A 25,353-nucleotide genomic window follows, 5' to 3' on the forward strand; every position below is an offset into this window, starting at 1 on the left:
TGTAGCCATGCGAGTTTTTCTTCCCATCACCGCCCAAGAACTACAGTTGTCCACACCCCCTCAACGGGAATACTACGCTCCCAAAGCAGATGCGCAAGGCGCAGCGGACCAGGAAATCGCGGAATACGAAGCCACAATGGAAGCGTGTTTAGCATCGCTCGAACTCATCCGCGACCGAGGGGACTTTACGCGCCGCTGCGTGCTCGCAGTTGACCTGCCGAACCAGGGGCCAATCCAATGGTCAGACGTGGTGGCGATCCTGATTGACGATCCGCACGTGAGTTCCCTTGTGAATGCAGCGTGTCAGGCACAAACACAAGATGCGGCCGATGAGGCGGTGGCCGCCTTATATAACCACCTTCCCCTGTGGTACGACATCAGTGAACGGGAACGACTGATCTACCAAGTTGGCGCGGACCTGTAGGCCAGCAAGCAGGCAGCCAGTGCCCACGCAACTGGGGGCGCAGTGGTTAGTCCTACGCTTTCCGAAACGATTAGGTGCACACCTTCAGCAGTAGTTAGGCATACACCTTTAGCGTGGAGTACCGCTGGCCGGGCGCGCGCATAACGTGGATGCCATCCGCGATCCGCTCCTGCATCTGCTCCACGTGTGATACTAGGCCAACGGTGCGGCCGCTATCACGAATCGCTTCGAGTCCACTCATCACCAGGTCTCGCGTGTACGCGTCGAGCGAGCCGAATCCCTCATCAATAATCATGGACTGGAACTCCACGCCACCTGCGGCACTGGACACAACTTCCGCCAACCCGAGTGCTAGCGCGAGGGACGTGTAAAAAGTTTCCCCACCCGACAAAGACAGGGGAGCGCGATCCGTGTCCGTATTGTAATCGTGGATCGCCAACCCCAACCCCACTTTGCTGCTGCGCGACCCCGGATCCGCCTCCACGCGCGCCAGTGCGTACCGGTCCGCGGAAAACCGGGCTAAAAACGGGTTCGCGGCCGCGAGCACGTCGTCAAACTGGTTGAGCAGAACCCACGTGGCTAACGGCACCCGGTTCCCGGCGTCGCTCGTGTCCCCATTCGCAATCCGCGCGAACAAACGCACCGTCTGGGTCTGCGTCAACTCGCGGCGCAGTGCCTGCCATTCTTCGCGCCAACTTTGCAGCTCAACTGCACCCCGGTGCGCGCGGTCCGCCGCGGTGGCCGCCGCATCTTGGGCTGCCTCCTGCTTGTCCTTACACGCTTGCGCAACGCGCGCGAGCGCCTGCGAATCCGGGAGCACGCACTCGCGCACCCCCGAGGTTTCCAACTGGTCCAACTCCTGGGTGCATGCGCGCACGTTCAGTTCGAACTCGTTGATCCGCGCCTCCAAATCCTCGCTGTCCGCAGTGCTTAGGGACGCATCCTGTACGGATTTAGCGGTGTCAAAAACACTTTCCGCAACGGCGCGCCGCATTTGCGCGGACGCGTTCTCAAACGAGTGTTGCCCATGGTGGACCTCGTCGATTGCCCGCTGCAAGTCCCGCACCTGCTGGCCAGCCAAGCGGACCGCGTCAATGTGCGCACAAACGCTGTCAAATGGGCCGCGCGCACCCCGCACAGCCGCTTCGTTTTCGGCAATGCCGCGGCTCATTTCTTCGATGCGTTCCGCTAACGCTTCGAGTTGTTCCTCGTGGTGCACCCGCCGGTCCGCTAAGCGTTCCTGCTTCCCCGTTATGCGCGTGAGCTCTTCCGACAGGGCCGCTAACTGCGTGCCGGCGTTGCGTGCGGCCTCCCACAGTTCTTGCGCGCGCCCGCGCGCCTGCTCAAGTGCGTCGGCAGAATCACCCGCCACCTGATTCAAATCCGCAATCCGCTTAGTAATCTGCTCATGTTCGCTTCGTGCCTTCCCAAACGCCGATGTAGCTTTCGACGACGCGTCCGCGGCCTCCTGCAGATCCGAAGGAGAAACGACCAGGCGTTCACCAGTTACCGGAGCGGGATGCTCGGTTGCACCGCACACCGGGCAAGGCAACCCGTCTTTCAAGTACCCAGACAGAGCTAACGCAGAGTCCGCCAGCCACTTATTGCGCAGCTGTTCATACTCTTGCCGCGCCCGGTCATCTTCATGGGCGGTGCGCGATACCTTATCGGCCGCATCTTGTAACTGTGGGATCATCTGCTGCACCTCGCGTGCCGCCCGCAAGCGGTCGTCGAGTTGATTGCGCTTGGCCTCGCGCTGTTCAATCGCTTCCGACTCGGTTCGGGCCTGCTCCATTTGCGTTTTAATCTGCTCAATCTGCGGGGGAATAGCGTCTAGCTCACGCTGATCCGCCTGCATTTGTTCGCGTCTGCGTTCAGCCTGTTCCCGGGCATCTGCCAGGCGTTCGCGCAACTGCTCTAACTGTGCTTCGTGTTCGGCGGCGTCTTCTAACCGCGTGAGCTCTTGCGCAAAGCTTTGATAAAGAGGGTCTAGAGTCTCGCTATTTGGCAGTTCAGCTTCCGTGGTATTTTCTGCCTGGCCGCGTTCTAGCAAGGAGTGGCCGTTCTCACCGTCGCTCGCGTGCAAGTAGTCGCCGCGCTCCTCGGCGCACTCGCGCGCGTATTTGCCCACCGCGTCGATCAGTGCTGCGCTGGTTTGCGTGCCTTCCTTCCCACTGGTTTTGAAGGCCGGCAAATCCGCTAGGTGCGGGGCAGAAGCGAGCGTGCTGTGCACGGAACTCAAGTGGGTGTTCGCGCGTGTAAGCTCGCTCTGTGCCGCCTTTGCCTGTTCAATATGAGGCACAATCGCCCGCGCTGTCCGCGCCCGGTTCAGCGTCTGCCGGCACTGCTCAATCTCGGTCTCGCGCGCACGCAGGCTGTTTAACTCGCGCTCCAACTCATCGGCGCGTGCCCGAGAGCGCTGGAGGGCACGCACCTGCTCGAGCGTGAACGCGGCCTCCCGATAATTCTCCCGCGCCCGCTCGCGGGCAGTTGCGCGCGCCTGAGCCGCTATCTCTAACTGTTCTTGGTGCGCCAATAGCCGCTCGTGCGCAGCATCGAAGTCTTCTTTCTCAAGTGCCTGCGCAAGCGCCGCATCCTCCCCGTCATGAATATGCACGGCGAGGGTAACTAAGCGGTCTGCCCGCTGCTGTGTTTGCCGATTTGCCTCATGCGCCTTATCCAACAGCAGTTTTGTGAACGTTTCGAACGAGCGGGTGCGGAAAATGTCAGCCAGTAACTCTTTGCGTTGCAGGGAGGAAGCGCGGATAAATTGCGCGAATTTCCCCTGAGGTAAGATCACTGTTTGCAAAAACTGGTCAAGACCCAGCCCAACTACGTGCGCAACCTGCTCATCAACTTCTCGCTTACGGGACGCGAGCGTCTCCCGGCCCACTACCTGCCCATCCACGAGCGTGAGTTTCGACAAAAAACTACTCGCAGGGGTCAAACTTTTGCGCCCTGGCTTGTGGTACGCAGGGGTACGCACCACCTCAAACACCCCGTGCGGTGTTTCGAACCGCAGCTGCACCAGTGTCTTCGTGTCTGGATCCGCGTAGGTTGACCGCAACCGTGAGTTAGAAGACGTGTTCTGCCCTGCAACCTCACCATAGAGCGCGTACGTGATCGCATCTATGATGGTGGACTTACCCGTCCCCGTGTTGCCGCGCAGCAAGTAGATTCCACTGGCTTCAAACCCGGTGAAGTCAATCGTGTGCTCGTTTGGAAACGGTCCGAGCGCACTGAACTTCAACTCAAGCAGACGCATTATGTTCCTCTTTTCGTACTTGCTCCCACGTGTCTCGAACCAGAATCCGCTCGGACGGGGAGAGGTTTCGGTCCAAAGTCGTTTCAAAGAACGCTGCTACCAGGTCCGTTGGGTCCAGGTTGCGGCGCTGCGGCGCCTGATCTACCGGTACCGTACCTGTGTGGCGCACCACCAGTGCAGTTTCGAACCGGTTCTTAACCTGCTCGTACGCGCGTTCGGGGCGGATCGGGTCGGTTAACTCAATGGAATAGAACGCGTTTGAAACTACCGGCTGATTCAAAACCTCCTGTAGGGAGCCACGCAAGTTCACCAATTGGTACGGCTGAGGGACGGGCACGGTACGAATCGACACGTCTTTGCCGGTAACTGTCACGATAGTGGTGGAATGGGCGTAGTTCGCCTCAGAGAACGAGTACGGAAGCGGGGTGCCGCAGTAGCGGATTGGCGTGCCGCCGGCGTGCAGCTGCTGGGCGCGGTGCAGGTGCCCTGCCGCTACGTACGCCAACTGGGAGGCGGGCGCATTGCTGCCCATTCGGGCGAACGTTTCCGGGTAGCTCGCTTGCGAACCACCCACCGCGATGTCACGTTCGGACTCACTGGTTTTACTGCCCGCCACGAACGCGTGCACCATCGCGATCCCAACTCCACCGCGGGCCGACAGATCCGCGTCAATGCGCCGCAGAGCAGCTGCCATCACATCGTCGTGGGTGCGCGGCAACGGTTCGTCTAATGAGGGTGCCAGTTCGAAACGTGCCTCATCGGGTTCTAAAAACGGAACCGGGTACACGTGCACGTCACCGAACGAAACCGGGGTCCCCACCTGGGCACAGCGAATAAACACGCGCACCCGGTCCGTGTACAGACTCGACCCGTACCCCAACCGCACGGGCGCGTCGTGATTTCCAGAGATCATCACCACCTGGGTCAGTTCCGCCAGCCGCCGCAGCGTATCCTCAAGCAACACCATCGCCGATTGCGGTGCGATCGCCCGGTCAAACACGTCCCCGGCCAACAAAACCGCGTCGGGCCGCTCGTGAGTGACCAGGTCGACGAAGTGGTCTAAAAACTGCTCTTGAAAGCTCTGCAGCGGATAGTTCGCAAGCGTGCGGCCCAAATGCCAATCAGACGTGTGGATAAACTTCATCGCCAGCCTACTGTGGCTCGGGCCAGTTCAGAATGCTCAACACTTCGTCGTGGAAGTGGCCGTTGGACGACAGGGCAGTGCCACCCCACGGGCCGTCATCACCGAGTAAGGACGTGAACACGCCACCGGCTTCTTGCACCACCGCCACCGGTGCGGCCATGTCGTAGGCCTCCAACTTCGGGTCCAGAGCAAAATCAACCGCCCCTTCCGCCACAAGCATGTGAGACCAAAAATCACCGTAGGCCCGGGTGCGGGCCGTGCGCTGCGTGAGCGCGTTGAACTCTTCGAACCGCCCGGCTTTGCGCCAGTTGTCAAGGGAAGCATAAGACAGGGAAGCGTCCTCTAACCGGTCCACATTGGACACGTGGATTTGCTTGCCCCGCAGCAGGGATGTCCCCGTGTACGCCCCCTGTCCTTTCGCTGCCCACCAGCGCCGCCCCAGCGCGGGCGCGGACACGACCCCCACTACGACGTCCCCGTCCTCAACCAGGCTAATTAGCGTGGCCCACACGGGCACGCCGCGAACAAAGTTCTTTGTGCCATCGATCGGGTCAATCACCCACACGCGCGTGGAACGACCGGTTGTGCCCATTTCTTCGCCGTACACGCTGTCGCGCGAACGGGCGGTGGATAGTTGCCGGCGGATCGTCTCTTCTGTTTGCCGATCCGCAACCGTGACGGGGGAGTGGTCGGATTTTTCTTCCACCCGCAGGTCGGGTGATTGGAAATAGGATGTGGTGACGCTATCCGCCTGGTCTGCCAGCACGTGCGCCAACCGCAGGTCGTCGTTGTACAGGTTGCGCTGATTCATACTCTCTACGCTACCGGACTACGTGCCGATTCCGGCTAGTTTGCCCCTAGTTGCCCGTGCCGCGTGTCAGTTCTCCCACGGGTTCTCTTGTGCTTTCTTGAGGGATTCGAGCAGTCGGCGCACGGACGCCACGCGCACGGCCCGCATACGCTGCTCCTCTTGCGTAGGCGCTTGGGTGATCCACTGGTCTAACCCGCATTCGGGGGCGCCCACCCGGTGGTCACATCCGCGTGGGCAGTTACTGGTTGCGGCGTCGAGGTCCGCGAACGCTCGAATCACGTCCGCGGGGTCCACGTGTGCTAAGCCGAACCCACGCACCCCGGGGGTGTCGATCACGAGGCCGGATGGGGCAAGTGGGAACGCAACCACGTTCGTGGACGTGTGCCTGCCCCGCCCGGTAACCGCGTTAACGTCCCCGGTTTGCCGCTGCGCCTGCGGTACTAACGCGTTGATGAGGGTGGATTTCCCCACGCCGGAATGGCCGATAAAAACCGACACGTGGGTGGCAAGACGCTGACGCAACTGTTCTATCCCCGCGTGCGTGGGGTGGTGGGTGTCGGTGGATGTTTGCACGGTTTCCACGTCGAGCGCTTCGCACAGTGCCGCCACGTTGTCCGGGTCCCCCAGATCCGCTTTCGTTAAGCACACAACTGGGGTTAGGCCCGCGTCAAATGCGGCAACTAGGCAGCGGTCAATGAACCCGGGCCGCACCGGCGGGTCGGCCATCGCGGTTACGAGCACCATTGTGTCAGCATTTGCGACCATTACTTTCTGCGCGTGCGCATCCGCGTCTTCACCGCTGCGCCGCAGCGTGGTGGTGCGCGGTTCTACCAGCACGATCCGTCCCAGCGTGTCTTTTCTGCCCGTGAGGTCCCCGGTGAGCCGCACCCGGTCGCCCGTCACAATCCCTCCGCGCGCAATCTCGCGGGCTTTAACCGCGATCACGCGCTCACCCGTATCCATGTTCACGTGGTAGCGCCCCCGGTCCACGGCGATCACGCGTCCCAATGGCCGGTCGGAATAGTCTGGGCGTCGCTTAGTGCGCGGCCGGCTGCCCCGCCCCGGGCGTACCCGCACGCGGGGGTCGTCGGTACCTATATCACGCCGAGACATGTTCACCTGCCAGCATCTGCGTCCACATGGTGGGGAAGTGGGCCATAGTTTTCGCGGTGGTCGCGATGTTGCGCACCTTCGTTCCCGGCACTACCAGGCCGATGATTGCCCCGAACGTAGCCATCCGGTGGTCTGCATACGATTCGACAGTAGTGTTTTCTTTTGGTTCCTGAGGGAAGATCTTGAGGTAATCAGCTCCCTCTTCTACACCTATACCTAAGCGCTGCAGCTCCTGAGCCAGCGCGTGCAGGCGGTCGGTTTCGTGGCCGCGCAAATGTGCGATCCCCACCAACGTAGAGGGGGTTTGCGCGAAGGCACACACGGCAGCGAGGGTGGGGACGAGCTCCCCGAACGCGTGCATATCCACCTCAATCCCACGCAATTGTTCGCGCTTAGGGCCGTGCACCGTCAGTGTCTGCAGTTGGGCATGGGGGCCTCCCTCAACCTGCACGCGCGCGCCCATGCGTTCAAAAATGCTCGGCCACTGCACCCCCGCCTGCGTAGTGCGCTCGGGCCACTGCTCGATCGTGACAGTTCCCCCAGTCACCATGGCGGCCGCTAAGAACGGGCCGGCGTTCGACAGGTCCGGCTCAATCACCGTGTTTAAACCCCGGTAAGGAGTGCGGGGGACCTCAAGAATATTCTTGCGGCACCAAACTGGAACGCCGCGCCTGCGCATGCAAGCTAGCGTCATGTCTATATGCGCCTTCGACGGGGCCGCGCCAACTAACTCAATGGTCAGGGGCGTTCCCGCACGGTCTTGTGCACTGCGCGAAGCCGCGGCCGGGGCGATCCGCGGGGCGACTAGCAGCAGAGCAGAGAGGAACTGAGAGGAAGCGCTCGCGTCAATAAGAACGTGGTTTCCGGCAATGGGGCCGCAAATGGTGAATGGGAGGCACGCCTCAGACTCAAATTCCACGCGCGCGCCCAGCTGAGTTAACGCATCCAACAGGGGACGGAGGGGGCGAGTCTGCGCCTGTGGATCCCCAGTGAAGCGCACGGGCACGTTCCCCAGCGCAGCGACCGCAGGTAAGAACCGCATGACGGTACCGGCTAACCCGCAGTCCACTACGGTCGGGCGGACAGATGTGAGCGGTGTGATCCGCACGCGCGTGCCCGCAGCCTCAACCTTGGCACCGAGGCCGTGCAGCGCGCGCATGCACAAATCCGTGTCGCGAGCGCGAAGCACCCCGGTCAGCTCCGAAGACGATTGTGCAAGCGCAGACAAAACCAGTTCGCGGTTCGAAAGTGACTTTGAACCGGGTACTTGCACCGGTGCATCCATTGGTGCATGGGCAAATGGTGCGGGCCAGGGATCAGGAAATGCCGACTGGCAGTGCGAGTGCTGCAGGCGGAAACTATTTGTCAAAGACGTCCTTAGCGTTCTGCCACGTCTTATTGCGCTCCTCAATCAAGTCGGTGCGGTGCTCACGCCAGTTGCCGAGCTTCCAAGCGGCCGACGGTTCCCCTTCGCGGTCCGCGGTTGCTAAAAGCACACCGCCCAGCGCGGCCCCGAGGCGCTGCAAGCCACGGTAGTAACCGGCTTTCTCATCGCTGTCTTTAGCTAGAGGCACGGGGTTTTGAATCATCGCGATTGGAATAGCGGCGGCCGCAAGCACCGTGGCGCACAGGCGGGGGGCTTTACCGATCGCCAACCCGGCGGCAGCAGCTGCGGTGACCCCACCGGTGACCTGCGCCAGCATCTTCGCATCAGACGCCAACACCGGGGGCAGACCAGCCTTTTCAAGAATCGGCGTGACCTTCTGGAACTTCTCCACGTGCTTATCCGGGTGGCGGACCGCATCCACCCCATCAACTAGGAACGGCAGAGCAACGAGTGGGCGAGCAACAAGACGCAAGATATTCATAGTCCTTATGTTACCGGGGTAATACTTTACGCGCAGGGCTAAAAGGCGGGGAGTTGAAATAATTTCGCCGTCCTAATAGTTAGAACCTAATAGTGAAGCCACGTATGCTCAAGGTGATGGATAAAGAAAATGAACTGCGCGAAAGGTTCGAGGCGGAGGCACTGCCTCTACTTGACCAACTCTACGGGTCTGCCATGCGCCTAACCCGCAATCCTCAAGATGCGCAAGACCTAGTGCAAGACACGTACGTGCGCGCATTCTCCTCATTCCACACCTTCAAACCGGGGACGAACCTGCGGGCGTGGATGTACCGCATACTGAAAAACACGTTCATAAATAACTACCGCAAGAAACAGCGGCGTCCGCAGCAAACAGACGGGGAGACCGTGGAGGACTGGCAGCTTTACGAAGCCGCTAACCACCATGCCGTCGGACTGCTGTCGGCCGAAGAGGAAGCGTTGGACTTTCTGCCTGACGATCAGGTAAGACAGGCTCTGGAGGAACTGCCGGAAAACTACCGGGAGGCCGTGATCTTAAGTGATATTGACGGGTTTTCGTACAAAGAAATATCGCAGATCATGGATAGTCCAATGGGGACGGTAATGTCGCGGATACACCGCGGCCGGGCGTTACTTCGCGAGGCGCTGGCCCAGTACGCGGTAGAGAACAATATTGTGAGTAAGGAGAATGTCGATGCATAAGCCTTGTTGCTGCGCGGACCTGATCGACTGCCTCGATGCTTTTACCGATGAGGTCCTGGATGAAGTTCGGCGCGCAGAAATTGAACAGCACGTCCTGAACTGTCCGCACTGCCGCGCGATTATCCGCCGCGAACTTCGGTTGCGACAGCGGGTGCGTGAATGCAACCAGTACTCAGCTCCCGTTCAACTGCGGGCGAAAGTGATTATGCGGCTGCGTACGACGCACCTGCAGGCGCGGTAGAGGTTCCGTTGGTGAGTGGCGGCGGTGGATAGGCTCACATTCTTTTGGGATTTAGCTTTTCTTATGCGAAAATGTACGGGTTACGTAACCGCCGCACACCTGTGTGGCACATGATCCGAGGAGATAATTATGAGTAAGCGCGGTCGCAAGCGTCGCGCCCGTCGTAAGGGCGCCGCGAACCACGGCAAGCGTCCCAACAGCTAGTTACTAGCGTGGGAAAAGAGGGGGCTGGTTGTTCCAGCCCCCTCTTCGTGTACCTGCGCTTACCACTAAGTATTCATTTCTACTTTGGAGCCAAACCCGGACGCAATGCGCTGCGTCACCTGTTTTCTTGAACCGGTCCGCCAGCACCTGCCGCTGCGTCCACCACCACGCGCGTGCCAGGCTGCAACTGGGCATGCTCTCCAGTTTGTGCCACCGCCACGAAGTCACCCGCACTGGTTTCTACGATGATTAGCCAGCCGCGCCCAGTGGGGATGGACTCCAGTACCTCAGCACAAACCTGGTTAGAGTTAGCGGGCTCTACCTGTTCCGTCTTCAGTGCGAGCGCTTGCGGGGCAGCAACTACCGAGCGTCCATTCACGTCCAACCGGTTCGCACCGGTGAGCGCCACGAGGAAGTCCGACTGCGGGTGCGCTAGCAGTTGCTGCGCCGGCCCGGCTTCCACCACTTTGCCGGATTCAATGACAATCAAATCATCTGCCAGCGATGCCACGTCATCCAGGTCGTGGGTAACCAAAATGGCGGTCACATTGGAAGCAGCGATCCGGTTGGCGAGCACCAACCGCAGGTTCCACGCGGTAGAGAAGTCCACGGCTGCAAGCGGTTCGTCAAGTAAGACCACATCCGGATCCAACGCGAGCGCCCGGGCGATCGCAACGCGCTGCGCTTGCCCACCCGACAGCTGGTCGGGATGCCGCTGCGCCAGATGTGCACACCCCACGGCCCGCAGCTCTTCGAGGGCGCGTTTATGCGCAGTCTTCGCCGGCACGCCGTGGGTGGTAAGCCCGTAGGTAACGTTCTCAAGCACACTCATATGCGGGAACAGTAACGCCCGCTGCTCCAACCACGCGAGCTGCGGAGCCCCGTCGCCAAGCAGCCAACTGACACGCCCCTCATCGGGAGTAAGCGCCCCCGAAAGCATCTGTAACAACGTGGATTTACCAGCCCCGTTTGGGCCCACAACTGCCGTGAGCTGGCCGCGTGCCAGATTCGCCGTCAAGTCGACGCTGCGAACGTTCACGCGCGCATGGTCAAGAACCGCTGCCGCGCCTTCCGCTTCTTGAGGCCGATTCCGCCGCGTGCGCGCCAACCCTGCCATCGCGCGGATTTCAGATGTGGTGTCCGTTTTTTCCCGAGGGGTCCGCGCGCTCGAAAGTGCGCGCCGAGCGGTGAGTAATGAAGTGAGGGCGATGACGACCACCGCGATGATCAAGAGGATCAGCGACAGCGTCAGTGCTGATTGCGTGTCCAACTCGCGCTGCACGTAGATCTCCAGTGGAAGCGTACGGGTCACGCCCTGCAGGGATCCCGCGAACGTGAGGGTGGCACCGAACTCCCCGAGGGCACGCGCGAACGTCAACGCGATCCCGGACGCCAGTGCGGGCAGGGTTAGCGGCAGCGTGATCGTGCGGTAGACACGCCACGGGCGGGCCCCCAAGTTGGTGGCTGCGCGTTCCAGTGAGGTACCGCGCGTGCGCAGCGCGCCCTCATAAGACACAATCAGGAACGGCATCGCCACGAATGTTTGCGCCATCACCACGGCGATGGAAGTAAATCCGATGGTGATGCCCCAAGCGTCTAGCGTGGCCCCCAGCAGTCCGCGGCGCCCAAAGGTGACTAGCAGAGCCAGACCCGCCACCACGGGGGGAAGCACCATCGGCAGCGTCACTAGTGCGTTCATCACTCTAGAGACAATCGCTCCTGCCTTCCCACGCTTACCTATGAACGCCATGAAATGCGCGGTGGGAACCCCCAGTATGGTTGCGATTATCGTAGACGTGATGCAGGTGCGCAGTGATAGGAACAGTGCGTCTTGCGCCTGCTGCGTGGTTAGTACCTTACCGATCGAACCCCACGAGATCTGCCCAAACATCCCCGCGAACGGGCTGATTACAAAAATCAGCGCCAGCAGGGTGGGGACCAGGAAAAAGCGGGGGACTACCGCCCGTGGTTTACGAACGGTAGTCCCAGTTGCTTGCTTCGATACCATCGATATCAGAAGCTATTTATTTGCGGTAGTGAAACCGTACTTAGCCATGATCTTCTGGCCGTCTTCAGAAAGTACCGCGTCGATGAACTTCTGCGCGAGATCCTTGTTCTTCGAATCCTTCACAATTGCGATCGGGTAGATGTTCTTGTTTTCAATCTTGCTGTCCACGTCCTCACCGAACGGGATGGTTTCTACTTTGTCACCAGCGGCCATCGCGTCGGTTTGGTACACCAGACCCGCGTCGCCCTCACCCTGTTCAATCTTGCCGCGAACGTCCGTTACCTTCTGTTCCTCGGAAGCGGGTTTAATGGTTACACCCGCCTGCTCAGTAATATTCTTCGTGAGGTTCCCGCAGGGGACCTCAGGCGCACAAATAACTACTTTCGCGTTATCGAGTGAATCATTCAGCCCCGTAACTTTCGCCGGGTTACCCTTGGGGACAATCAGGACGAGCTTGTTATCGGTGAAATCTTTCGGTTCTTCCACCAAGTCTGCGTCCGTTGCCTTCTTCATGTTGCGTTGATCAGCGGAAGCGAACACGTCCGCCGGCGCCCCCTGCTTCAGCTGATCAACCAGTGTGGAGGAGCCCTCGAACGAGAACTTAGCGGTGGAACCAGGGTTGTCGCGTTCGAAAACCTCCTTGTTGATTTCTTCGAAGGTCTTATTCAATGAGGCGGCAGCAAACACGGTGAGTTCCGCGGAAGCCTCCGCTTTTGGTGACTCACTGGACGTGGATGGTGCGTCCGAAGAGCCGGAGGGCGAACAGCCAACCAGCAGCAGTGCGGACGCGAGGACGCCTCCGACAATAGTTTTCAAACGAGACATAGTTAATATCCTTTTAACGTGAGATTGATACGTTCGTGGCTTTCATGTTTGCCACGGCAATGGTGCCCACTTCTAAGCCGAGCTCGGTAGCGGCCTCAGTGGAGATGAGGGAAACGATCCGGAACGGACCGCACATCATCTCAACCTGTGTCATAACCTTGTCGGACGTGATTTTCGTAATCAGGCCCCGCAGGTTGTTGCGCAGCGAGGAATGCTCGCGGTATTCCTGCATGTCCTGCGCCCGGTCCTGCATGTATCCAACTACTGAAGGTCCCTCAATTTGGATGCGTGACCCAACCCGCTCACCGGTAATTGTCTTGTCGTCGACCAGACGTCGGACCGTGTCGTCTGACACGCCCAAAATGTTTGCGGTATCGCGTACGGACAAGTGTTCCATGTTTTCATCCTATCTGTTTTTGCGAGTAATTTAAACTACAATGGACGCAAATGCGTCTTAATGCTCGTGCTTAGTGACGTATTTGATGGATCGTCCGCTTGAGGTTCTGCCATTTAGCGGGCGTCAACACCAAATCTCACAGCTGAATGTAGGCTACCGAGCTTCCCTCATCTACGAAAGAGGTTTCCGCAGGAATCAAAGCTAAACCAGTGGCGCGCGGCAGAGTAGCGACCATATGGGACTTGCCTGCGAGCACGTGAGTTGGAGTAATTTCCAGACCCCGATCTGTCTGCCGGGCTACCACGGGCGCGTATTGGCGCCGGTTTCTTGCCGACTTCCAGCCGGTGGCCGCAATCGCGTGGGTGGTGGCTAGCTGTTCACTCCGCCCCGCCATCGCGGCGAGCACGGGGCGGACGAACAGGGTGAAGGAAACGAATACGCTCACGGGGTTTCCTGGTAGGTTGATTGCTTTCACGCGTCTGCCCCCGGTTTCCCAATGGCCGTGTCCTTGAGGTTTACCCGGTTGCATACACACTTTTGTGAACTCAAAACCGTGTTCCACCCCGAGGGCTTTGACCACGTCGAACGCGCCGGCAGAGACCCCACCGGAGGTGATTATGAGGTCTGCCTGCTCGGCTGCCTGGTCGTAAACCTGGGCGAGTGCCTCTGGACTGTCTCCACTACGACCGCGGAACACAACCTCCGCCCCCCAGGTTTGCGCTAGGGCCGCTATCAGCAGGGAGTTCGAATCGGGAATCTGCCCGCCGCTGAGTTCCCGGCCTGGGGCAACCAGCTCCTCCCCGGTAGAGATTACGGCGACGCGGGGCCGGGCATGCACGGGCAGTTCGTTGTATCCTACGGATGCGGCAGCGGAAATCAGTGCGGGCGTTACTTCCTCACCCGCGTGGATCACCATGTCCCCCACGTTCACGTCTTCACCTTTGGCGCGCACGTTCGCACCTTCGTTACCCACCTGGTAGAACGTGACGGTGCCTGGCAGGTCGGTTGGCCCCGGGGCGATATTCGTGTCTTCAACTTTCACCACGGTGTCCGCCCCTGCGGGCAGAGGAGCGCCCGTCATGATCCGCGCCGCATTCCCGGGTTTGAGGGCGTGTTCTCCGCCCACACCAGCAGCCAGATCCTCTTGAACGGGTAGTTGTGTGGGGTGATCTGGGTTGGTGCCCCGCACATCTTTGAAGCGAACTGCGAAACCGTCCATCGCGGAGTTCGTGAACGGCGGCACCGCCAACTGTGCCTCGAGGTCCTTAGCCACCACCGTTCCCAGCGCGTCCAGGAGCGGAGTTTGAACGGTTGGGAGTGGGCTTACTCCCTCTAGGATTTTCGCTAGGTAGTCTTCAACGGGAATCATCGAGCCTCCAAAAAATCTGACACGCTAGTATTCTATGTGGAAAAGATGGGGGAAAGCAGATGGCGTTAGTGCAGGTAATTACTGTTTCTGATCGCGCTCACCGGGGCGAGTACGCGGACCGGTCGGGGCCGCTGGCACGCGAGCTAATGGAAGCGGCCGGTTATGACTGCGCGGATGTTGCGGTTGTGCCCGATGGGGTTGAGTCGGTGCGGGAGGCCGTTATTGATGCGCTTGAGGCGGGGGCTCGGATTGTGATCACCACCGGTGGCACTGGGGTTGGGGCGCGTGATTGGACGGTTGAGGCACTGGAGCCTCTCATTGAGTTACCGATGCCGGCGGTGAGTATGCAGATCGCTCTGAACGGGGCTTCGAAAACGCCTTTTTCCCTGCTAACCCGGGGGGTAGCGGGGGTGACGAAACGCGGCGGCGGGCAAGCGTTTATTGTGAGCTTACCGGGTTCAACCGGGGGTGTGCGCGATGGTGTGCGCGTGATCGCCCCGATTGCCCGGCACGTGCTAGACCAGTTGGACGGCCTAGACCACGCGTAACTACTGCCCGAGAAAGGGGGCGGATGGGAGGTGCCGTATTTGCCCAGGCTTAGGGGGCGTCTGCTTGTGCGGATGCTCGCGTGCGTTTGTGTGGGCTCGCTTGGGACGCAACGTCACCTGTGAAGGTGCCGTGTTCCCTTGAGTGCATTTAGGCGTTGGGCCAGGATTCACCTTCGCGTACCCACTGGCCCGAGCGGCCACCGGATTTGGCTACGATCCGGCAGTTTTCTATGCGCGCGGACCGATCTACCCCTTTGACCATGTCGACTATCGCGAGGGCAGCGACACTGACGGCGGTGAGTGCTTCCATTTCCACTCCGGTGCGGTCGGCGGTGCGCACGGTGGCTTCGATCGCCACGTGGTCGGATTCAATGGTGAGGTCCACGCTGGCGCCGTGCACGCCGATGGTGTGGGCGAGGGGGAGTAGCTCTGGAACGCGTTTCGCCGCGGCGATGCCTGCCACGCGGGCTACTGCCAGCACATCTCCTTTGGGGACGGTGCCGTCGCGCAGCGCGGTCATCACCGTGGGGGAGCAGGTGACCTGCCCTCGGGCTGTGGCTTCACGGACGGTGGGTTGCTTAGCGGTGACATCCACCATGTGAGCGTCACCGGCGGATGTTAAATGTGTGAACTTCATTTTCTCCTCACAAATCCTGGGGGTAGTACCATTTCGAACGGATTACTTTCTTTCATTTGACAGGTGGCGCACAGCATTTGTGCGGACTCCTGTTTCGACAATTGCTCGCCTAGTTCCGCGGTTGCCGGGTCAACTGTTTCTGTGGTTGCGAGCTCGGCTGCTTCCGGGTTTGCTGCCTCAGCTGGTTCTTCTGTTGCTAACGCGGAATCCTCGGCGGGAACGGCCGTGGCAAATGGTACTTGGCATTTAGCGCATTTGTGCACCACCATGGATTCGAGTGTTTGCACCGGCTCGCTTAGTTGTTGTGCCCACTGAGCGGGACGGTCCGCTTGTAGCACGTCGATTGGGCAGAACGGGTTTTCGCTGTGCCCATTGCATTCATCTAACTTGTGTTCGAGGCGCCAGTGTTTCCCCGCGGTGTGCATATGCAGGCACGCGTAGGTTTTGGTGCAGGTCTGACACGCATTGCAACCCGAACAGCTCAATAGCGTCGCTTGGGGCGGGCACAGAGTATCTAGAACTTGAGGGTCTGGTTCGAAGTCGTAGCGCTGTGCGAGGTAGCGGACTGCTTGAATCAATCTGGTGGCGTCGTTGGCCACGGCGTCTACGGGGAGGTCTTCACTGGTAAGACCTAAAACCGCGCGCCGTGATACCGGTGGATTCGCTATATCAACGGGTTTGCTTGCCCTTAGGCGCGCTGGTTTGCCCGTCCATTCGGTAACCAAGTTTGGGTGGAGTGCCTGCCATTGTTGCAGCCGCGCGGATGCGTGCGAGCAAGTGGCGTCGACCTGCACGCTGGCTGCCCCCACGGCGAGTAGTTCGAACGCGAACCCCGGGGGAGTTTGTTCAACGCATTGGGCTTGCAGTGGGGCCACCCGCCGAGGTAAGCGCGGGTTCACGTGCGCGCAGGTGAGGACTACGTGTGGCTGCGTGTCTTGGATCCACCGGTACAGGCGCTCGAAGGTCATTTCTCTGGCTCCTGCGTGGATACTTGCGTGAGCCAATGCTGGTACTGCTCAATAAACCCTTCCGTCAGATCTGCAAGCGCGCGGTAAATCTGGGTTTGAGCATGCTCGCGTGAAGCTGCAATAACCTTGGGGGCGAATGCCATTAGATGCTGGTCAAAAAACGCTTGCGCATCGCGAACCAACGATTGCTGCGAGCCTTCACCCGCGGCGTACTTGCCTGCCAGGGCCGTTAGGAACGCGATTTCTAACCCGATGTGGTCGTCCGGATCCGTGCCTAGATGCGGGGCTTGGAACCCGTATTTCTCGTAGGCGGTACGCACCTGCAGTGTTGCGGTGTCGAATACGATCGCTTCTTCCGACAGGTAGGGCGATTCATACGGCTGTGCTAATGCGGGGCCAACACCGATATATAGGTACAGGTGGTCTTGTTGTAGTTGCTTGAGGGAATCTGAGCCTGTGCGCAAAAGGGCGATACCGGCTTGAGACGTGGGGTCTTCGAGGGGCCACACGTCGAGCATCTGCGGGTCCATGAGGCTAGACACCAGTACCCCGGATGGTGGCGCCAGGTAGAGGTGCGCGATTACTTCACCGGCGGTGCTGAGGCGTTCAGCGAGTTCCACCGGTGTCACAGATGAGTTCTGCAGGTGAGTTCCCATAGGTTCCTAACTAACTGGTAGGGGCCCGCGAATGCAGGTTTCGTTACTGCCCGATCCCCGCGTAGAAGTAGTAGAGGCGGTCGATGAAAAGGGCGGTCCACACGAGCGCTAGAGTAGCGCCGACGTAGAGGAGGGAACGCAGGGTGCGGGCAGTGGGTTTGAGTACGGACGAACCGAGTTTAGGCACTGATGTGATCGCGGCCGTGTCAAAACCAATCCCGGCGAGCAGTAGGACCGCGGTAATGATCAGCATGGGGATCGGCATGGACCGCGGGTACGTGCCGAGTAGTGCGTTGAATATGAGCATTACCAGTTCAACAACGATGAGTCCGATGCTGATGAAACCGATGACGCGGATGGAGGAGGACAGCAACCGATTTACCTCAGCGTCAAGAAGAGCGGAAGTGCCATCTGGATCTTTTTCAATGAAGCGGCGGTAAGTTTGGTTTTCCCGCAGCCAAGGGTACAGGGCGAACGCGAAAGAAACTGCGAGCATGCCGGAAATTATGGCGGTGAGGAAGAACTGTACGGGCGTGGTGAAGCCCGGCCACATCGGGTTGTTCTGTGCCACGTAGGTGTGCGCCATGACAGCTACGAACACGATTCCAACTGCGGCGACGACGAATGCGAACAACCACCGCACCCGGGCGGCGCTTATGCGTTTCCACTGGGCGATTGCGAATAGGAAACCGAGGATCCCAAAGATTGTGCCCAGAATCGTTTCAGGGGTGAAGATCGCTTGGTTGAAACGCGGGAGGGGCCGTAGCACGTGGGGGAGAGCGGCGAGCATGGCCACGAAAATTGTGGGTCCGATTGCGTACAACGCGGGGTCTGCTAGGCGGTTTTTCACCCGGTTCGGGTACCGCAAGTGTCCGATTACGTTAAAAACCCCCAGCACAATGAATGCGCCCACTGACAATTGTGCCAGCACTGTAAATAAGGCAGCTGACCACACAGCCAAATCCATTTTCTTTCCTTTCCCTGTGGCGCGAACCCGCTCGAAATAATCCGGCGTAATGCGAGCCCGCTTGCGCTAACCTCGTGCGGGACGAAAACCCACCCGACGTAGCCCGGTGTAGTGCGAACCCGAGGTACGCGCTCTTCCCGATGGGCAGTATGCGCCTGAATACCCCATACGTTTCTATTCTATCCGCTCAGCCAGGTGTATTCCTCAAGATCCCGCGCCCCCAAATCAGCGTGGTGAGATGGGCAAATACTCCCGGCGCAGTTAAGTTCCAAAGCGCGTTTGCGAGCCGCAATTGCGGTTACCGCATTTGAGAGCAACAGAAGCAGCCAGCGTATTTGAGAGCCGCAACCGCGGTCACCGCGCCTTCTTTACTTGCACGAGGGTGGTGTGTTGACCGTTGCCTTTTGAAATCGGCGTGGGGTGCTGACTGGTGAGTACGTTAACCGCCCCACCGTGATCCACACCGTGCTCATCGAACTTTGTCCACGCCCCCTGCGGCAGCGAAATCACGCCCGGGGCGATACGCGCCGTCACCTTCGCTGGGATCTGAACTTTGCCACGCGGATTGTAGATCAGTACCTCGCTCCCATCTTTGATGCCGCGGTCTTGCGCGTCGAGCGTATTTATCCACACCGACTGCGGGTGAGCCTCATTGAGCCACGACAAATTACCGTACGTGGAGTGCGTGCGCTGCTTATAGTGGTGCCCAATGCACTGCAGTGGGTACTCCCTATTCGTCTTCGCTTCTTCCGCACCTTCCCACGTTGCTTGGTACGCGGGAATAGGCAAGATCTGGTCACCGCGCAGCGGGTTCGGGAACTCCCACGTTTTCGCCATATCCGCCAGCTGCTGGGAGTAAATCTCGATCTTCCCCGACGGCGTATCGAGCGGGTTAGCCTCCGGATCCTCCCGGAACTCTTTCAACGCAACCGTGGTGCCCTCCGGATTCGAATACCGGTATACCCCCTGCTTCAGCATCTGGTCGAAATCCGGGAACTGCGGGTGTTCAGCCACGGTTTTTGCATGCATTCTGCGCACCGTCGCCTCCAGATCCCGGCCCTCACTGAACTCCTGTTCCAACCCCATGCGTTTGGCAATTTCGCGAACAATCTCGAACGCAGGGCGAGATTCGTAAAGCGGCTCAATTACCTTCTGCGTCAAAATCAGGTAGGCCATGTCTCCCGTGTATTCACTGGGGATCAAATCCCACCGTTCTGACTGCGTCGTGTCGGGCAGCACCACGTCCGCCAGTTCCGTAGTGCGCGTCATCTGGTTATCGACCGCCAGGATGAACTCGCATTTCGACTCGTCCTGCAGGATCTTACGGGTGCGATTAATGTCCGCGTGCTGCGAACCAGGCATGTTCGAACCGTAGTTCAGCAGGAATTTGATTCCCGTCTTGAGGCGGTCCGCACCCCGCACTCCATCTTTAGTTGCGGTCATCTCAGGGCCGTGATCGATCGCGTCGGTCCAACCGAAACAGGAAATGGAGGTTTTGACCGGGTTCTCCCCGTCGTCAAACCATTCCGTTATAGGCCAGTAGTAGCCCTCGCGACCACCCGTGCCCCCACCGGGGATACCCACGTTACCGGTTACGCACGCCAGCAGATAGATCGCCAACGCTTGATGTTCCCCATTCGCGTGCCGCTGCGGACCCCACCCTTGCGAAATGTTGCAGGCTTTCGCGTTTGCAACCTGCCGGGCAAACGCGCGAATCTGGTCTGCCGGCACCCCGGTTATGCGCGCGGCCCACTCCGGTGTTTTCTCCACGCCATCAGGGCCCTTGCCCTCAATATAAGAACGGTAAGACGCGTGCTTCGGTGCGCCTTCAGGCATGTGATCCTCATCGAATCCGATGCAGTACTTGTCCAAGAACGCCTGGTCCTGCAGATTCTCTTGCAGCATCACGTGGATCATCCCGGCGATCAACGCCGAATCCGTACCCGGGCGCGGCGCCACCCACTCGTCCGCCAAAACCGCGGCCGAGTCCGAATACCGCGGGTCCACCACAATAATCTTGCACTTCCCCTTAATCTTTGCCCACAGGGACGTGTACACGAGCCCACCTCCGGACATCCGGGTTTCCTGAGGGTTATTTCCCCACAGCACCAACAAATCAGAGTGCAACGCCGCATCCTCAAACGAGTTCGACACCTGCTCGTCTTCACTACCGTAAAAGTACCGAGTGATCGTCGCTATCTGCGCGTAAGAATAGTTTCCGTAGTACGTCAAGCGGCCACCCAACAGGTTGAACAAACGGTTCCACCCACCGGAGTTAGCCACGTGCGCGTTCCACACGCCAGAACCGTAGTTACGATAAACCGCCTCAGGTCCATACTTGTCATACGTATACCGCAGCTTTTCTACCACCAGGTCAAGCGCTTCATCCCACGATGCTTTCCGCCACTTACCCGCACCGCGTTTTGTCCCCTCAACGCGAATCAACGGGGTCTTAATGCGATCCGGACTGTAAATGCGTTGGCGCATCGAACGACCCCGCACGCACGCGCGAATCTGACGGGTAAACAAACCGTCATCACCCGTGTTGTCAGGCAGCACCTGCACGATAGTCCCGTCCTTCACCTGCATCCGCAATGGGCAGCGGGAACCACAGTTCACCAGGCAGGCCGACCACACCGTCCGGTCCGCCGTCGGAGCAGGCAGGCCTTCTTTTGACCCCTCGGAACGCGTCGGCGTGTGCGCCGTACACGCCGGCAGGACGGTGCCCGCCGCCGTAGCAACCGCAGACCACTTTAGAAACGAACGCCGACTAGTGTTTGCCTCAACCATAGTTATCGCATCCTCATTATTTAAAAATCAAAAACTATCCCGTTACCACAATCTGGTCTGTTAAATACCGATGCGGTTATTCGCGCCGTAGAATATGAACCGGCCAATGAACTCCGCGACCAACACCAGCGTGAAACTCGTAGCCACCAAGGTGAGTACGCGCCGGTTCGACCTAGACCGAACCCCCGCGTCCGCAGGCGAATCTGGTAGGCGCGTGAGATACAAACCCATCAAACCTGCGCCCACTACAATCAACACGATCCGAGTTACGAACCAGCCCATCTGAAAAGCGTGCTCAGGCGGGTTAACCCCAGTGCCGCGCATAAAGTTGAACAAGATGACTACCAGCTCCACCGGCAACAACGTGACCGCCGCGACTCCCACCCAACGCAAGCACCGAGTGATCAAACGATCCACGCGCCCCTCCAATGCCGAATCAAACTCCATTGGGCGGCGGCTCATCCACCGGCTGAGCGTGTGGCTGCGGCGAATCCACGGATAGGCAGCCAACGCCACCGCCACCGCCAACGGGCCCGTGATGAACGCGGTCAAAAAGAACTGCGCCACCGTCGTCCAATGGTTCCACGCCGGCACAGTTGGCAACAGATACACGTTCGCGGTTACAAAAATGAACGCCAAACCCCACAGAGCAGTAAAGGACGCCAAAACATTACGCAGCAGCGGGCTAAACCAGCCCATCCACTGCACAAACGCGAACGCAAACCCGAGGCCAGCAAAACCCACCCCGAACACGATCTCTAACGACAACCACGACGAACCCACGTGGCGGATCACGTTGAGCGAATTCAACGGATTCCCCATATGAAACATCGAACCCACCAGGGCCAACACCATGATCGGGCCAATCGCGTACAACGCCGGATACGACACCCGGTCAATAACTCTCGCAGAAGAATACCTCCGGCCCATCACATTAATGAACCCCAAAGCGATAAAGGCCCCAACCGACAGCTGGGTGAGAACCGTGAATAACGTTACCGGCCACTCCGAAACATTCACCGTTAAATCTCCTTCCGGTTCGCAATATCCCCCGTGCGTTCATTCCACGGCTGCGCATCCCTATGCGGAGTGATAACCAAATGCGGGTTTGTAATCGACGGATCTGGCAGAGGAGCAATCCCATCCTCATGGCCATACTTTGCCCGCAACTCGTCAATCGGCCCCCAATCCAACGCGCGCGCCGGACATGCGGCCACACACGCCGGGTCCTCACCCTGCGCACGATAATCCGCGCACAAATCACACTTCGTCATGTGCCCCAACTCCGCATTAAACTGCGGGGCAGAATACGGGCACGCCCACTCGCAATAACGGCAGCCCACGCATTTACCCGGGTCCACCGTCACCGTCCCGTCCGCGTTCTTATGCATCGCAGTGGTGGGGCACACCTCCACACAAATGGGGTTCTCACAGTGGTTACAAGAAATAGACGTGTAGTAAGAAAACACGTTCGGAGTGTAGGTATCGCCATTGCGTTGCCAAGTACCTCCGGAATATTCAACAACGCGACGCCAGTTAACCCCCAAAGGTGTGTCATGCTTGTCTTTGCACGCAATTTGGCAAGCCTTACAACCATTGCAAAGCGTCTGGTTGAAATAAAAACCCAAGTTCTTATCCGCCATTAAAACCCCTCCCATCTGTCTATGCGCCGCCAGGTTAGCAAGCTCGAAAACTAAGAAAACAAATGCTTATATTCACGCTTAAATCAGCACAAAGATATTAAGTAAATACCAGACGGAATGCTTACATAAAGACTTTGGTCCCATATGTAAAGCTGCGGTATAGTGGGGAAAGGTGTGATCGATCAAGAATTATGATTGGGTGCAAATGCGTTCAAACACCCTTAAAATAAACGCATATAAGTGCCACGTATTTGGAGCGGGTGAAGCGTGTTTTGAAAATAAAGATTTTGAGAGACAATGAAGGTGGTTTCGAGAAATCTAAAACATGAACTAACCGAGGAGAGTTCGTTGACTACTGAAGAACACGCTAATAATGAACACGCTAATAGTGGCCACACTAATAGTGAACACAAACGTAAAGACGACCCAGCGGTAATGGCGCAAATGCGCAAATGGCTCACGATGGCGAGCAAAGAGCTAGACCTTGACCCACAGATCATCGCTGACGTAGAAAAAGACTTGTTGCGGCTCACTGGGTTCACGGCGCACAACATTTCGCGCCCCGGAACACCCCTGACCGCGTTCCTCGTGGGGCTGGCCACAAATCCCCAGTCCACGCCTGAGGCAGTTGAACAAATCCGAGAAATGACGTTGCGCCTGCAGACCCTGGGGAAAGAAGCCGACCTGGGTGAGGACGTGCGGTGACCGCACGGATTGTTCGCGCCGAAATCTGGGATCGGCCAATTGACCCGCAGATTATTACGGCAGAAGTGACGGAAGACAAAGCGGGGGCAATCGTCACGTTCACGGGTGTGGTGCGCAACCACGACGATGGGCGGGCGGTCACGGACATTGACTATTCTGCCCACCCCACTGCCGCGCGGGTGATCGGCGAAATACTCGGCGACATCGCAGGACGCGAAGGGGCGCACGCGATTTCTTGCGTCCACCGCACCGGACACCTCACGGTCGGGGACGTGGCCATGGTGGCGGTCGTTGCCGCATCACACCGCGCACAAGCATTCTCCACCGTGGCCCTACTGGTTGACGAGGTTAAACGTCGCCTACCCGTTTGGAAAAAACAGCAGTTCCCAGACGGCACCCACGAGTGGACCGGCTCCGCCTAACCAGGTAGAGGGGGATCGGCTCCGCTTAACCCGATAGAGTCTGGCGCACAACTGGATGCGCTCGCGGTAGGAGCTCTTTGTTGGGAGCGTGCGGGCCCCCTTGTGGGGAGCATGCGCCCCCCCCTTCATGCCGGGGAAACGTGTGGTAACAGCGAGGGTCTGCTTAGCCGCCAGCAAATGGTGGGAGCACGTCCAATGGGTAGGTCGGATCTACCGTGCTTTGCCCATCCACGCGCTTACCGTCACTGAGGAACGAACACAGCTTTAATACGCGCTGAAGTTCCGCGTTGTCTTTTCCAACCCGCTGCAGCACAGCCGCCAACTGCTCGCCCTCCCGCACGGGCACCGTCTGCTCCGAGGTGCCCGCAGCCTCAGACGCTGCCGCGAAATACCGGATATGTAAATCCGTCATCTACACTGCCTTTCACTACCGTAACCGGGGCATACCCCCGTGTACCTAACGATCCGGACCACCAAGTTACTTCCAGTTCCAACAAATAACTAACGACAAAACCGGTGAGCTTGACGCGAGGCGAAACTATCCACCAATTTTGGACATGGTGCGTTCGGGTGGGCGGAAGTCCGGCCGGCCCATCCCGTGCCCGGCCTGCTTATGCCACGTGGCGCCCATCCAAATATCGGCGATCTGCTCGTCAGAAGCCCCCGAACGCAACGGCCCGCGCAAATCTGTTTCCCCGCGCGCGAACAAGCACGTGCGCACCTGCCCATCGGCAGTTAGCCGCGTGCGATCACAATCCGCGCAGAACGGGTCCGTAACCGACGCAATAATCCCCACGTCCCCAGCTGGATGATGCTCGCTCGCCGCCACATCCCACAAGCCCGCCGGCGCACTGCCGCGCGGTGCGGGGGAGGGGGACAAGTCGAAGCGATCCGACAGTAAGTTCAACAGGTCCGCTTCAGTCAGTAGCTGATCACGATGCCATCCGTGCGAGGGGCCTAACGGCATTTGTTCAATGAACCGCAAGTGGTACCCGTGGTCTAAGCAAAACCCCAGCAGGTCCGCCACTTCACTTTCGTTTATGCCCCGCATCGCCACCGTGTTGATCTTAATCGGGCTCATCCCCACCCGCTGGGCCGCTTCGATTCCTTTTAACGCATCGTAAAATCGGTCGCGCCGCGCAATCTGCGCGTACCGCTTCGGGTCAAGTGAATCTAAAGAAATATTCGCTCGCGTAATCCCCGCGTCGAACAAACCCTGCGCCCGCTTATCTAAGCCTAAACCGTTCGAAGTAATCGCCATCCGCGGCGCTGCGCCAGAGTGTGTGCTGAACTGCGAGCAGGCGCGGGCAATGTCCTCCAAAGAACGGCGCAGCAAAGGCTCACCACCGGTGAAGCGGATCTGCTCAATGCCCAGCATTTCCACTCCAATGCGAATCAGCCGCACAACCTCCTCGTCCGTGAGGGTTTCTTCGCGCGGCATCCACTCCATCCCCTCAAGCGGCATGCAGTAGGTACAGCGCAAATTGCACCGGTCCGTCAAAGACACGCGTAAATCGCGCGCGACCCGGCCGAACTGGTCGCGTAACTCACGGGTACGAACAAGTGGGGAGGTCACTGCGCTACTGAAAATCCTTTCACTGTAACTGGGGTTGTCCACCGTAGGCGCTGCCTAGTTATGAACCATCA

General features: G+C 59.0%; 26 protein-coding genes. 7 read left to right on the top strand and 19 right to left on the bottom strand.

Annotated elements, in window-relative coordinates; all coding sequences use genetic code 11:
* Positions 1-7: 7 nt before the first annotated feature.
* A complete protein-coding gene (locus QS713_RS04640) occupies positions 8-424 on the top strand; it encodes a DUF6912 family protein (protein WP_313272830.1) in 417 nt (138 codons plus the stop codon).
* A 94-nt stretch (positions 425-518) separates the two neighbouring features.
* Here QS713_RS04640 and QS713_RS04645 read toward each other — a convergent pair whose 3' ends face one another.
* The 6 genes from QS713_RS04645 to QS713_RS04670 all read right to left on the bottom strand — a co-directional run bounded on the left by QS713_RS04645 (position 519) and on the right by QS713_RS04670 (position 8,625).
* Positions 519-3,689 carry an AAA family ATPase gene (locus tag QS713_RS04645; protein ID WP_313272832.1) on the bottom strand — a complete coding sequence of 1,057 codons (3,171 nt, stop codon included), beginning with the start codon at positions 3,687-3,689 and terminating at the stop codon, positions 519-521.
* Positions 3,676-4,833, bottom strand: a complete 1,158-nt coding sequence (locus QS713_RS04650; RefSeq protein ID WP_313272834.1) for a metallophosphoesterase family protein — start codon at positions 4,831-4,833, stop codon at positions 3,676-3,678. The genes QS713_RS04645 and QS713_RS04650 overlap by 14 nt, the downstream gene beginning before the upstream one ends.
* Before the next feature lie 7 nt (positions 4,834-4,840).
* Entirely contained in the window at positions 4,841-5,644 is an 804-nt protein-coding gene (locus QS713_RS04655) for an inositol monophosphatase family protein (RefSeq protein ID WP_313272836.1), read from the bottom strand.
* A 66-nt stretch (positions 5,645-5,710) separates the two neighbouring features.
* The gene (rsgA, locus tag QS713_RS04660; RefSeq protein WP_313272838.1) at positions 5,711-6,757 is read right to left on the bottom strand and encodes a ribosome small subunit-dependent GTPase A; all 1,047 of its coding nucleotides are present in this window, start codon (positions 6,755-6,757) and stop codon (positions 5,711-5,713) included.
* Entirely contained in the window at positions 6,744-8,126 is a 1,383-nt protein-coding gene (gene aroA / locus QS713_RS04665; protein ID WP_313272840.1) for a 3-phosphoshikimate 1-carboxyvinyltransferase, read from the bottom strand. The genes rsgA and aroA overlap by 14 nt, the downstream gene beginning before the upstream one ends.
* Positions 8,116-8,625, bottom strand: a complete 510-nt coding sequence (locus QS713_RS04670) for a DoxX family membrane protein (RefSeq protein WP_313272842.1) — start codon at positions 8,623-8,625, stop codon at positions 8,116-8,118. Before QS713_RS04670 ends, aroA begins: the two co-directional genes overlap by 11 nt.
* 104 nt (positions 8,626-8,729) lie before the next feature.
* Here QS713_RS04670 and QS713_RS04675 point away from each other — a divergent pair, with 104 nt between their 5' ends.
* The 3 genes from QS713_RS04675 (at position 8,730) to QS713_RS09165 (ending at position 9,771) form a co-directional block, all read left to right on the top strand.
* Positions 8,730-9,326 (top strand): sigma-70 family RNA polymerase sigma factor, encoded by a 597-nt coding sequence (locus QS713_RS04675; protein ID WP_102216043.1) that lies wholly within the window; start codon positions 8,730-8,732, stop codon positions 9,324-9,326.
* Positions 9,319-9,567, top strand: a complete 249-nt coding sequence (locus tag QS713_RS04680) for an anti-sigma factor family protein (RefSeq protein ID WP_313272844.1) — start codon at positions 9,319-9,321, stop codon at positions 9,565-9,567. The genes QS713_RS04675 and QS713_RS04680 overlap by 8 nt, the downstream gene beginning before the upstream one ends.
* Before the next feature lie 129 nt (positions 9,568-9,696).
* Positions 9,697-9,771: a 50S ribosomal protein bL37 gene (locus QS713_RS09165; RefSeq protein WP_376779569.1), complete on the top strand. Its 75-nt coding sequence runs from the start codon at positions 9,697-9,699 to the stop codon at positions 9,769-9,771.
* 115 nt (positions 9,772-9,886) lie between these two features.
* Here the strand turns inward: QS713_RS09165 and QS713_RS04685 are convergent, their stop codons facing one another.
* The 4 genes from QS713_RS04685 to QS713_RS04700 form a co-directional block, all read right to left on the bottom strand.
* Entirely contained in the window at positions 9,887-11,779 is a 1,893-nt protein-coding gene (locus QS713_RS04685) for an ABC transporter permease (protein WP_313272846.1), read from the bottom strand.
* Positions 11,780-11,791: 12 nt separating this feature from the next.
* Positions 11,792-12,604, bottom strand: coding sequence for a molybdate ABC transporter substrate-binding protein (gene modA, locus QS713_RS04690; RefSeq protein ID WP_313272848.1), 813 nt, complete (start codon positions 12,602-12,604; stop codon positions 11,792-11,794).
* Between the two features lie 13 nt (positions 12,605-12,617).
* Complete coding sequence (locus QS713_RS04695; protein WP_313272851.1) at positions 12,618-13,001, bottom strand: TOBE domain-containing protein; 384 nt, start codon at positions 12,999-13,001, stop codon at positions 12,618-12,620.
* Positions 13,002-13,137: 136 nt separating this feature from the next.
* Positions 13,138-14,370 (bottom strand): molybdopterin molybdotransferase MoeA, encoded by a 1,233-nt coding sequence (locus tag QS713_RS04700; RefSeq protein WP_313272853.1) that lies wholly within the window; start codon positions 14,368-14,370, stop codon positions 13,138-13,140.
* 59 nt (positions 14,371-14,429) lie between these two features.
* On the opposite strand from QS713_RS04700, the gene QS713_RS04705 reads away from it, so the two are divergent.
* Entirely contained in the window at positions 14,430-14,918 is a 489-nt protein-coding gene (locus tag QS713_RS04705) for a MogA/MoaB family molybdenum cofactor biosynthesis protein (RefSeq protein ID WP_313272856.1), read from the top strand.
* Positions 14,919-15,066: 148 nt separating this feature from the next.
* On the opposite strand, the gene moaC is transcribed toward QS713_RS04705, so the two are convergent.
* The 7 genes from moaC to QS713_RS04740 all read right to left on the bottom strand — a co-directional run bounded on the left by moaC (position 15,067) and on the right by QS713_RS04740 (position 22,579).
* Complete coding sequence (gene moaC / locus QS713_RS04710; RefSeq protein ID WP_313272859.1) at positions 15,067-15,555, bottom strand: cyclic pyranopterin monophosphate synthase MoaC; 489 nt, start codon at positions 15,553-15,555, stop codon at positions 15,067-15,069.
* The gene (locus QS713_RS04715) at positions 15,552-16,523 is read right to left on the bottom strand and encodes a hypothetical protein (RefSeq protein WP_313272861.1); all 972 of its coding nucleotides are present in this window, start codon (positions 16,521-16,523) and stop codon (positions 15,552-15,554) included. Before QS713_RS04715 ends, moaC begins: the two co-directional genes overlap by 4 nt.
* Positions 16,520-17,179 carry a TorD/DmsD family molecular chaperone gene (locus tag QS713_RS04720; protein WP_313272863.1) on the bottom strand — a complete coding sequence of 220 codons (660 nt, stop codon included), beginning with the start codon at positions 17,177-17,179 and terminating at the stop codon, positions 16,520-16,522. The genes QS713_RS04715 and QS713_RS04720 overlap by 4 nt, the downstream gene beginning before the upstream one ends.
* A 43-nt stretch (positions 17,180-17,222) precedes the next feature.
* Positions 17,223-18,146 (bottom strand): DmsC/YnfH family molybdoenzyme membrane anchor subunit, encoded by a 924-nt coding sequence (locus QS713_RS04725; protein WP_313272865.1) that lies wholly within the window; start codon positions 18,144-18,146, stop codon positions 17,223-17,225.
* A 354-nt stretch (positions 18,147-18,500) separates the two neighbouring features.
* Positions 18,501-20,936, bottom strand: coding sequence for a DMSO/selenate family reductase complex A subunit (locus QS713_RS04730; RefSeq protein ID WP_313272867.1), 2,436 nt, complete (start codon positions 20,934-20,936; stop codon positions 18,501-18,503).
* Positions 20,937-20,996: 60 nt separating this feature from the next.
* Entirely contained in the window at positions 20,997-21,956 is a 960-nt protein-coding gene (locus tag QS713_RS04735; protein WP_313272870.1) for a dimethyl sulfoxide reductase anchor subunit family protein, read from the bottom strand.
* 2 nt (positions 21,957-21,958) lie between these two features.
* The gene (locus QS713_RS04740; RefSeq protein ID WP_199171054.1) at positions 21,959-22,579 is read right to left on the bottom strand and encodes a DMSO/selenate family reductase complex B subunit; all 621 of its coding nucleotides are present in this window, start codon (positions 22,577-22,579) and stop codon (positions 21,959-21,961) included.
* A gap of 348 nt (positions 22,580-22,927) precedes the next feature.
* On the opposite strand from QS713_RS04740, the gene QS713_RS04745 reads away from it, so the two are divergent.
* The gene (locus QS713_RS04745; RefSeq protein ID WP_313272874.1) at positions 22,928-23,284 is read left to right on the top strand and encodes a DUF6457 domain-containing protein; all 357 of its coding nucleotides are present in this window, start codon (positions 22,928-22,930) and stop codon (positions 23,282-23,284) included.
* Positions 23,281-23,706, top strand: coding sequence for a molybdenum cofactor biosynthesis protein MoaE (locus QS713_RS04750; protein WP_313272876.1), 426 nt, complete (start codon positions 23,281-23,283; stop codon positions 23,704-23,706). Before QS713_RS04745 ends, QS713_RS04750 begins: the two co-directional genes overlap by 4 nt.
* Positions 23,707-23,869: 163 nt before the next feature.
* Here the strand turns inward: QS713_RS04750 and QS713_RS04755 are convergent, their stop codons facing one another.
* Entirely contained in the window at positions 23,870-24,118 is a 249-nt protein-coding gene (locus QS713_RS04755) for a MoaD/ThiS family protein (protein WP_313272878.1), read from the bottom strand.
* Between the two features lie 126 nt (positions 24,119-24,244).
* Entirely contained in the window at positions 24,245-25,282 is a 1,038-nt protein-coding gene (gene moaA / locus QS713_RS04760) for a GTP 3',8-cyclase MoaA (RefSeq protein ID WP_313272880.1), read from the bottom strand.
* Positions 25,283-25,353 lie beyond the last annotated feature (71 nt).

The sequence above is a fragment of the Gleimia hominis genome, from assembly GCF_032085515.1.
GTDB lineage: Bacteria > Actinomycetota > Actinomycetes > Actinomycetales > Actinomycetaceae > Gleimia > Gleimia hominis.

Coding starts and splice junctions, on each gene's coding strand:
- QS713_RS04640 (WP_313272830.1), top strand. CDS start 8: ATGCGAGTTTTTCTTCCCATCACCGCCCAAGAACTACAGTTGTCCACA.
- QS713_RS04645 (WP_313272832.1), bottom strand. CDS start 3,689: ATGCGTCTGCTTGAGTTGAAGTTCAGTGCGCTCGGACCGTTTCCAAAC.
- QS713_RS04650 (WP_313272834.1), bottom strand. CDS start 4,833: ATGAAGTTTATCCACACGTCTGATTGGCATTTGGGCCGCACGCTTGCG.
- QS713_RS04655 (WP_313272836.1), bottom strand. CDS start 5,644: ATGAATCAGCGCAACCTGTACAACGACGACCTGCGGTTGGCGCACGTG.
- rsgA (WP_313272838.1), bottom strand. CDS start 6,757: ATGTCTCGGCGTGATATAGGTACCGACGACCCCCGCGTGCGGGTACGC.
- QS713_RS04670 (WP_313272842.1), bottom strand. CDS start 8,625: ATGAATATCTTGCGTCTTGTTGCTCGCCCACTCGTTGCTCTGCCGTTC.
- QS713_RS04675 (WP_102216043.1), top strand. CDS start 8,730: ATGCTCAAGGTGATGGATAAAGAAAATGAACTGCGCGAAAGGTTCGAG.
- QS713_RS04680 (WP_313272844.1), top strand. CDS start 9,319: ATGCATAAGCCTTGTTGCTGCGCGGACCTGATCGACTGCCTCGATGCT.
- QS713_RS04685 (WP_313272846.1), bottom strand. CDS start 11,779: ATGGTATCGAAGCAAGCAACTGGGACTACCGTTCGTAAACCACGGGCG.
- modA (WP_313272848.1), bottom strand. CDS start 12,604: ATGTCTCGTTTGAAAACTATTGTCGGAGGCGTCCTCGCGTCCGCACTG.
- QS713_RS04695 (WP_313272851.1), bottom strand. CDS start 13,001: ATGGAACACTTGTCCGTACGCGATACCGCAAACATTTTGGGCGTGTCA.
- QS713_RS04700 (WP_313272853.1), bottom strand. CDS start 14,370: ATGATTCCCGTTGAAGACTACCTAGCGAAAATCCTAGAGGGAGTAAGC.
- QS713_RS04705 (WP_313272856.1), top strand. CDS start 14,430: ATGGCGTTAGTGCAGGTAATTACTGTTTCTGATCGCGCTCACCGGGGC.
- moaC (WP_313272859.1), bottom strand. CDS start 15,555: ATGAAGTTCACACATTTAACATCCGCCGGTGACGCTCACATGGTGGAT.
- QS713_RS04715 (WP_313272861.1), bottom strand. CDS start 16,523: ATGACCTTCGAGCGCCTGTACCGGTGGATCCAAGACACGCAGCCACAC.
- QS713_RS04720 (WP_313272863.1), bottom strand. CDS start 17,179: ATGGGAACTCACCTGCAGAACTCATCTGTGACACCGGTGGAACTCGCT.
- QS713_RS04725 (WP_313272865.1), bottom strand. CDS start 18,146: ATGGATTTGGCTGTGTGGTCAGCTGCCTTATTTACAGTGCTGGCACAA.
- QS713_RS04730 (WP_313272867.1), bottom strand. CDS start 20,936: ATGGTTGAGGCAAACACTAGTCGGCGTTCGTTTCTAAAGTGGTCTGCG.
- QS713_RS04740 (WP_199171054.1), bottom strand. CDS start 22,579: ATGGCGGATAAGAACTTGGGTTTTTATTTCAACCAGACGCTTTGCAAT.
- QS713_RS04755 (WP_313272878.1), bottom strand. CDS start 24,118: ATGACGGATTTACATATCCGGTATTTCGCGGCAGCGTCTGAGGCTGCG.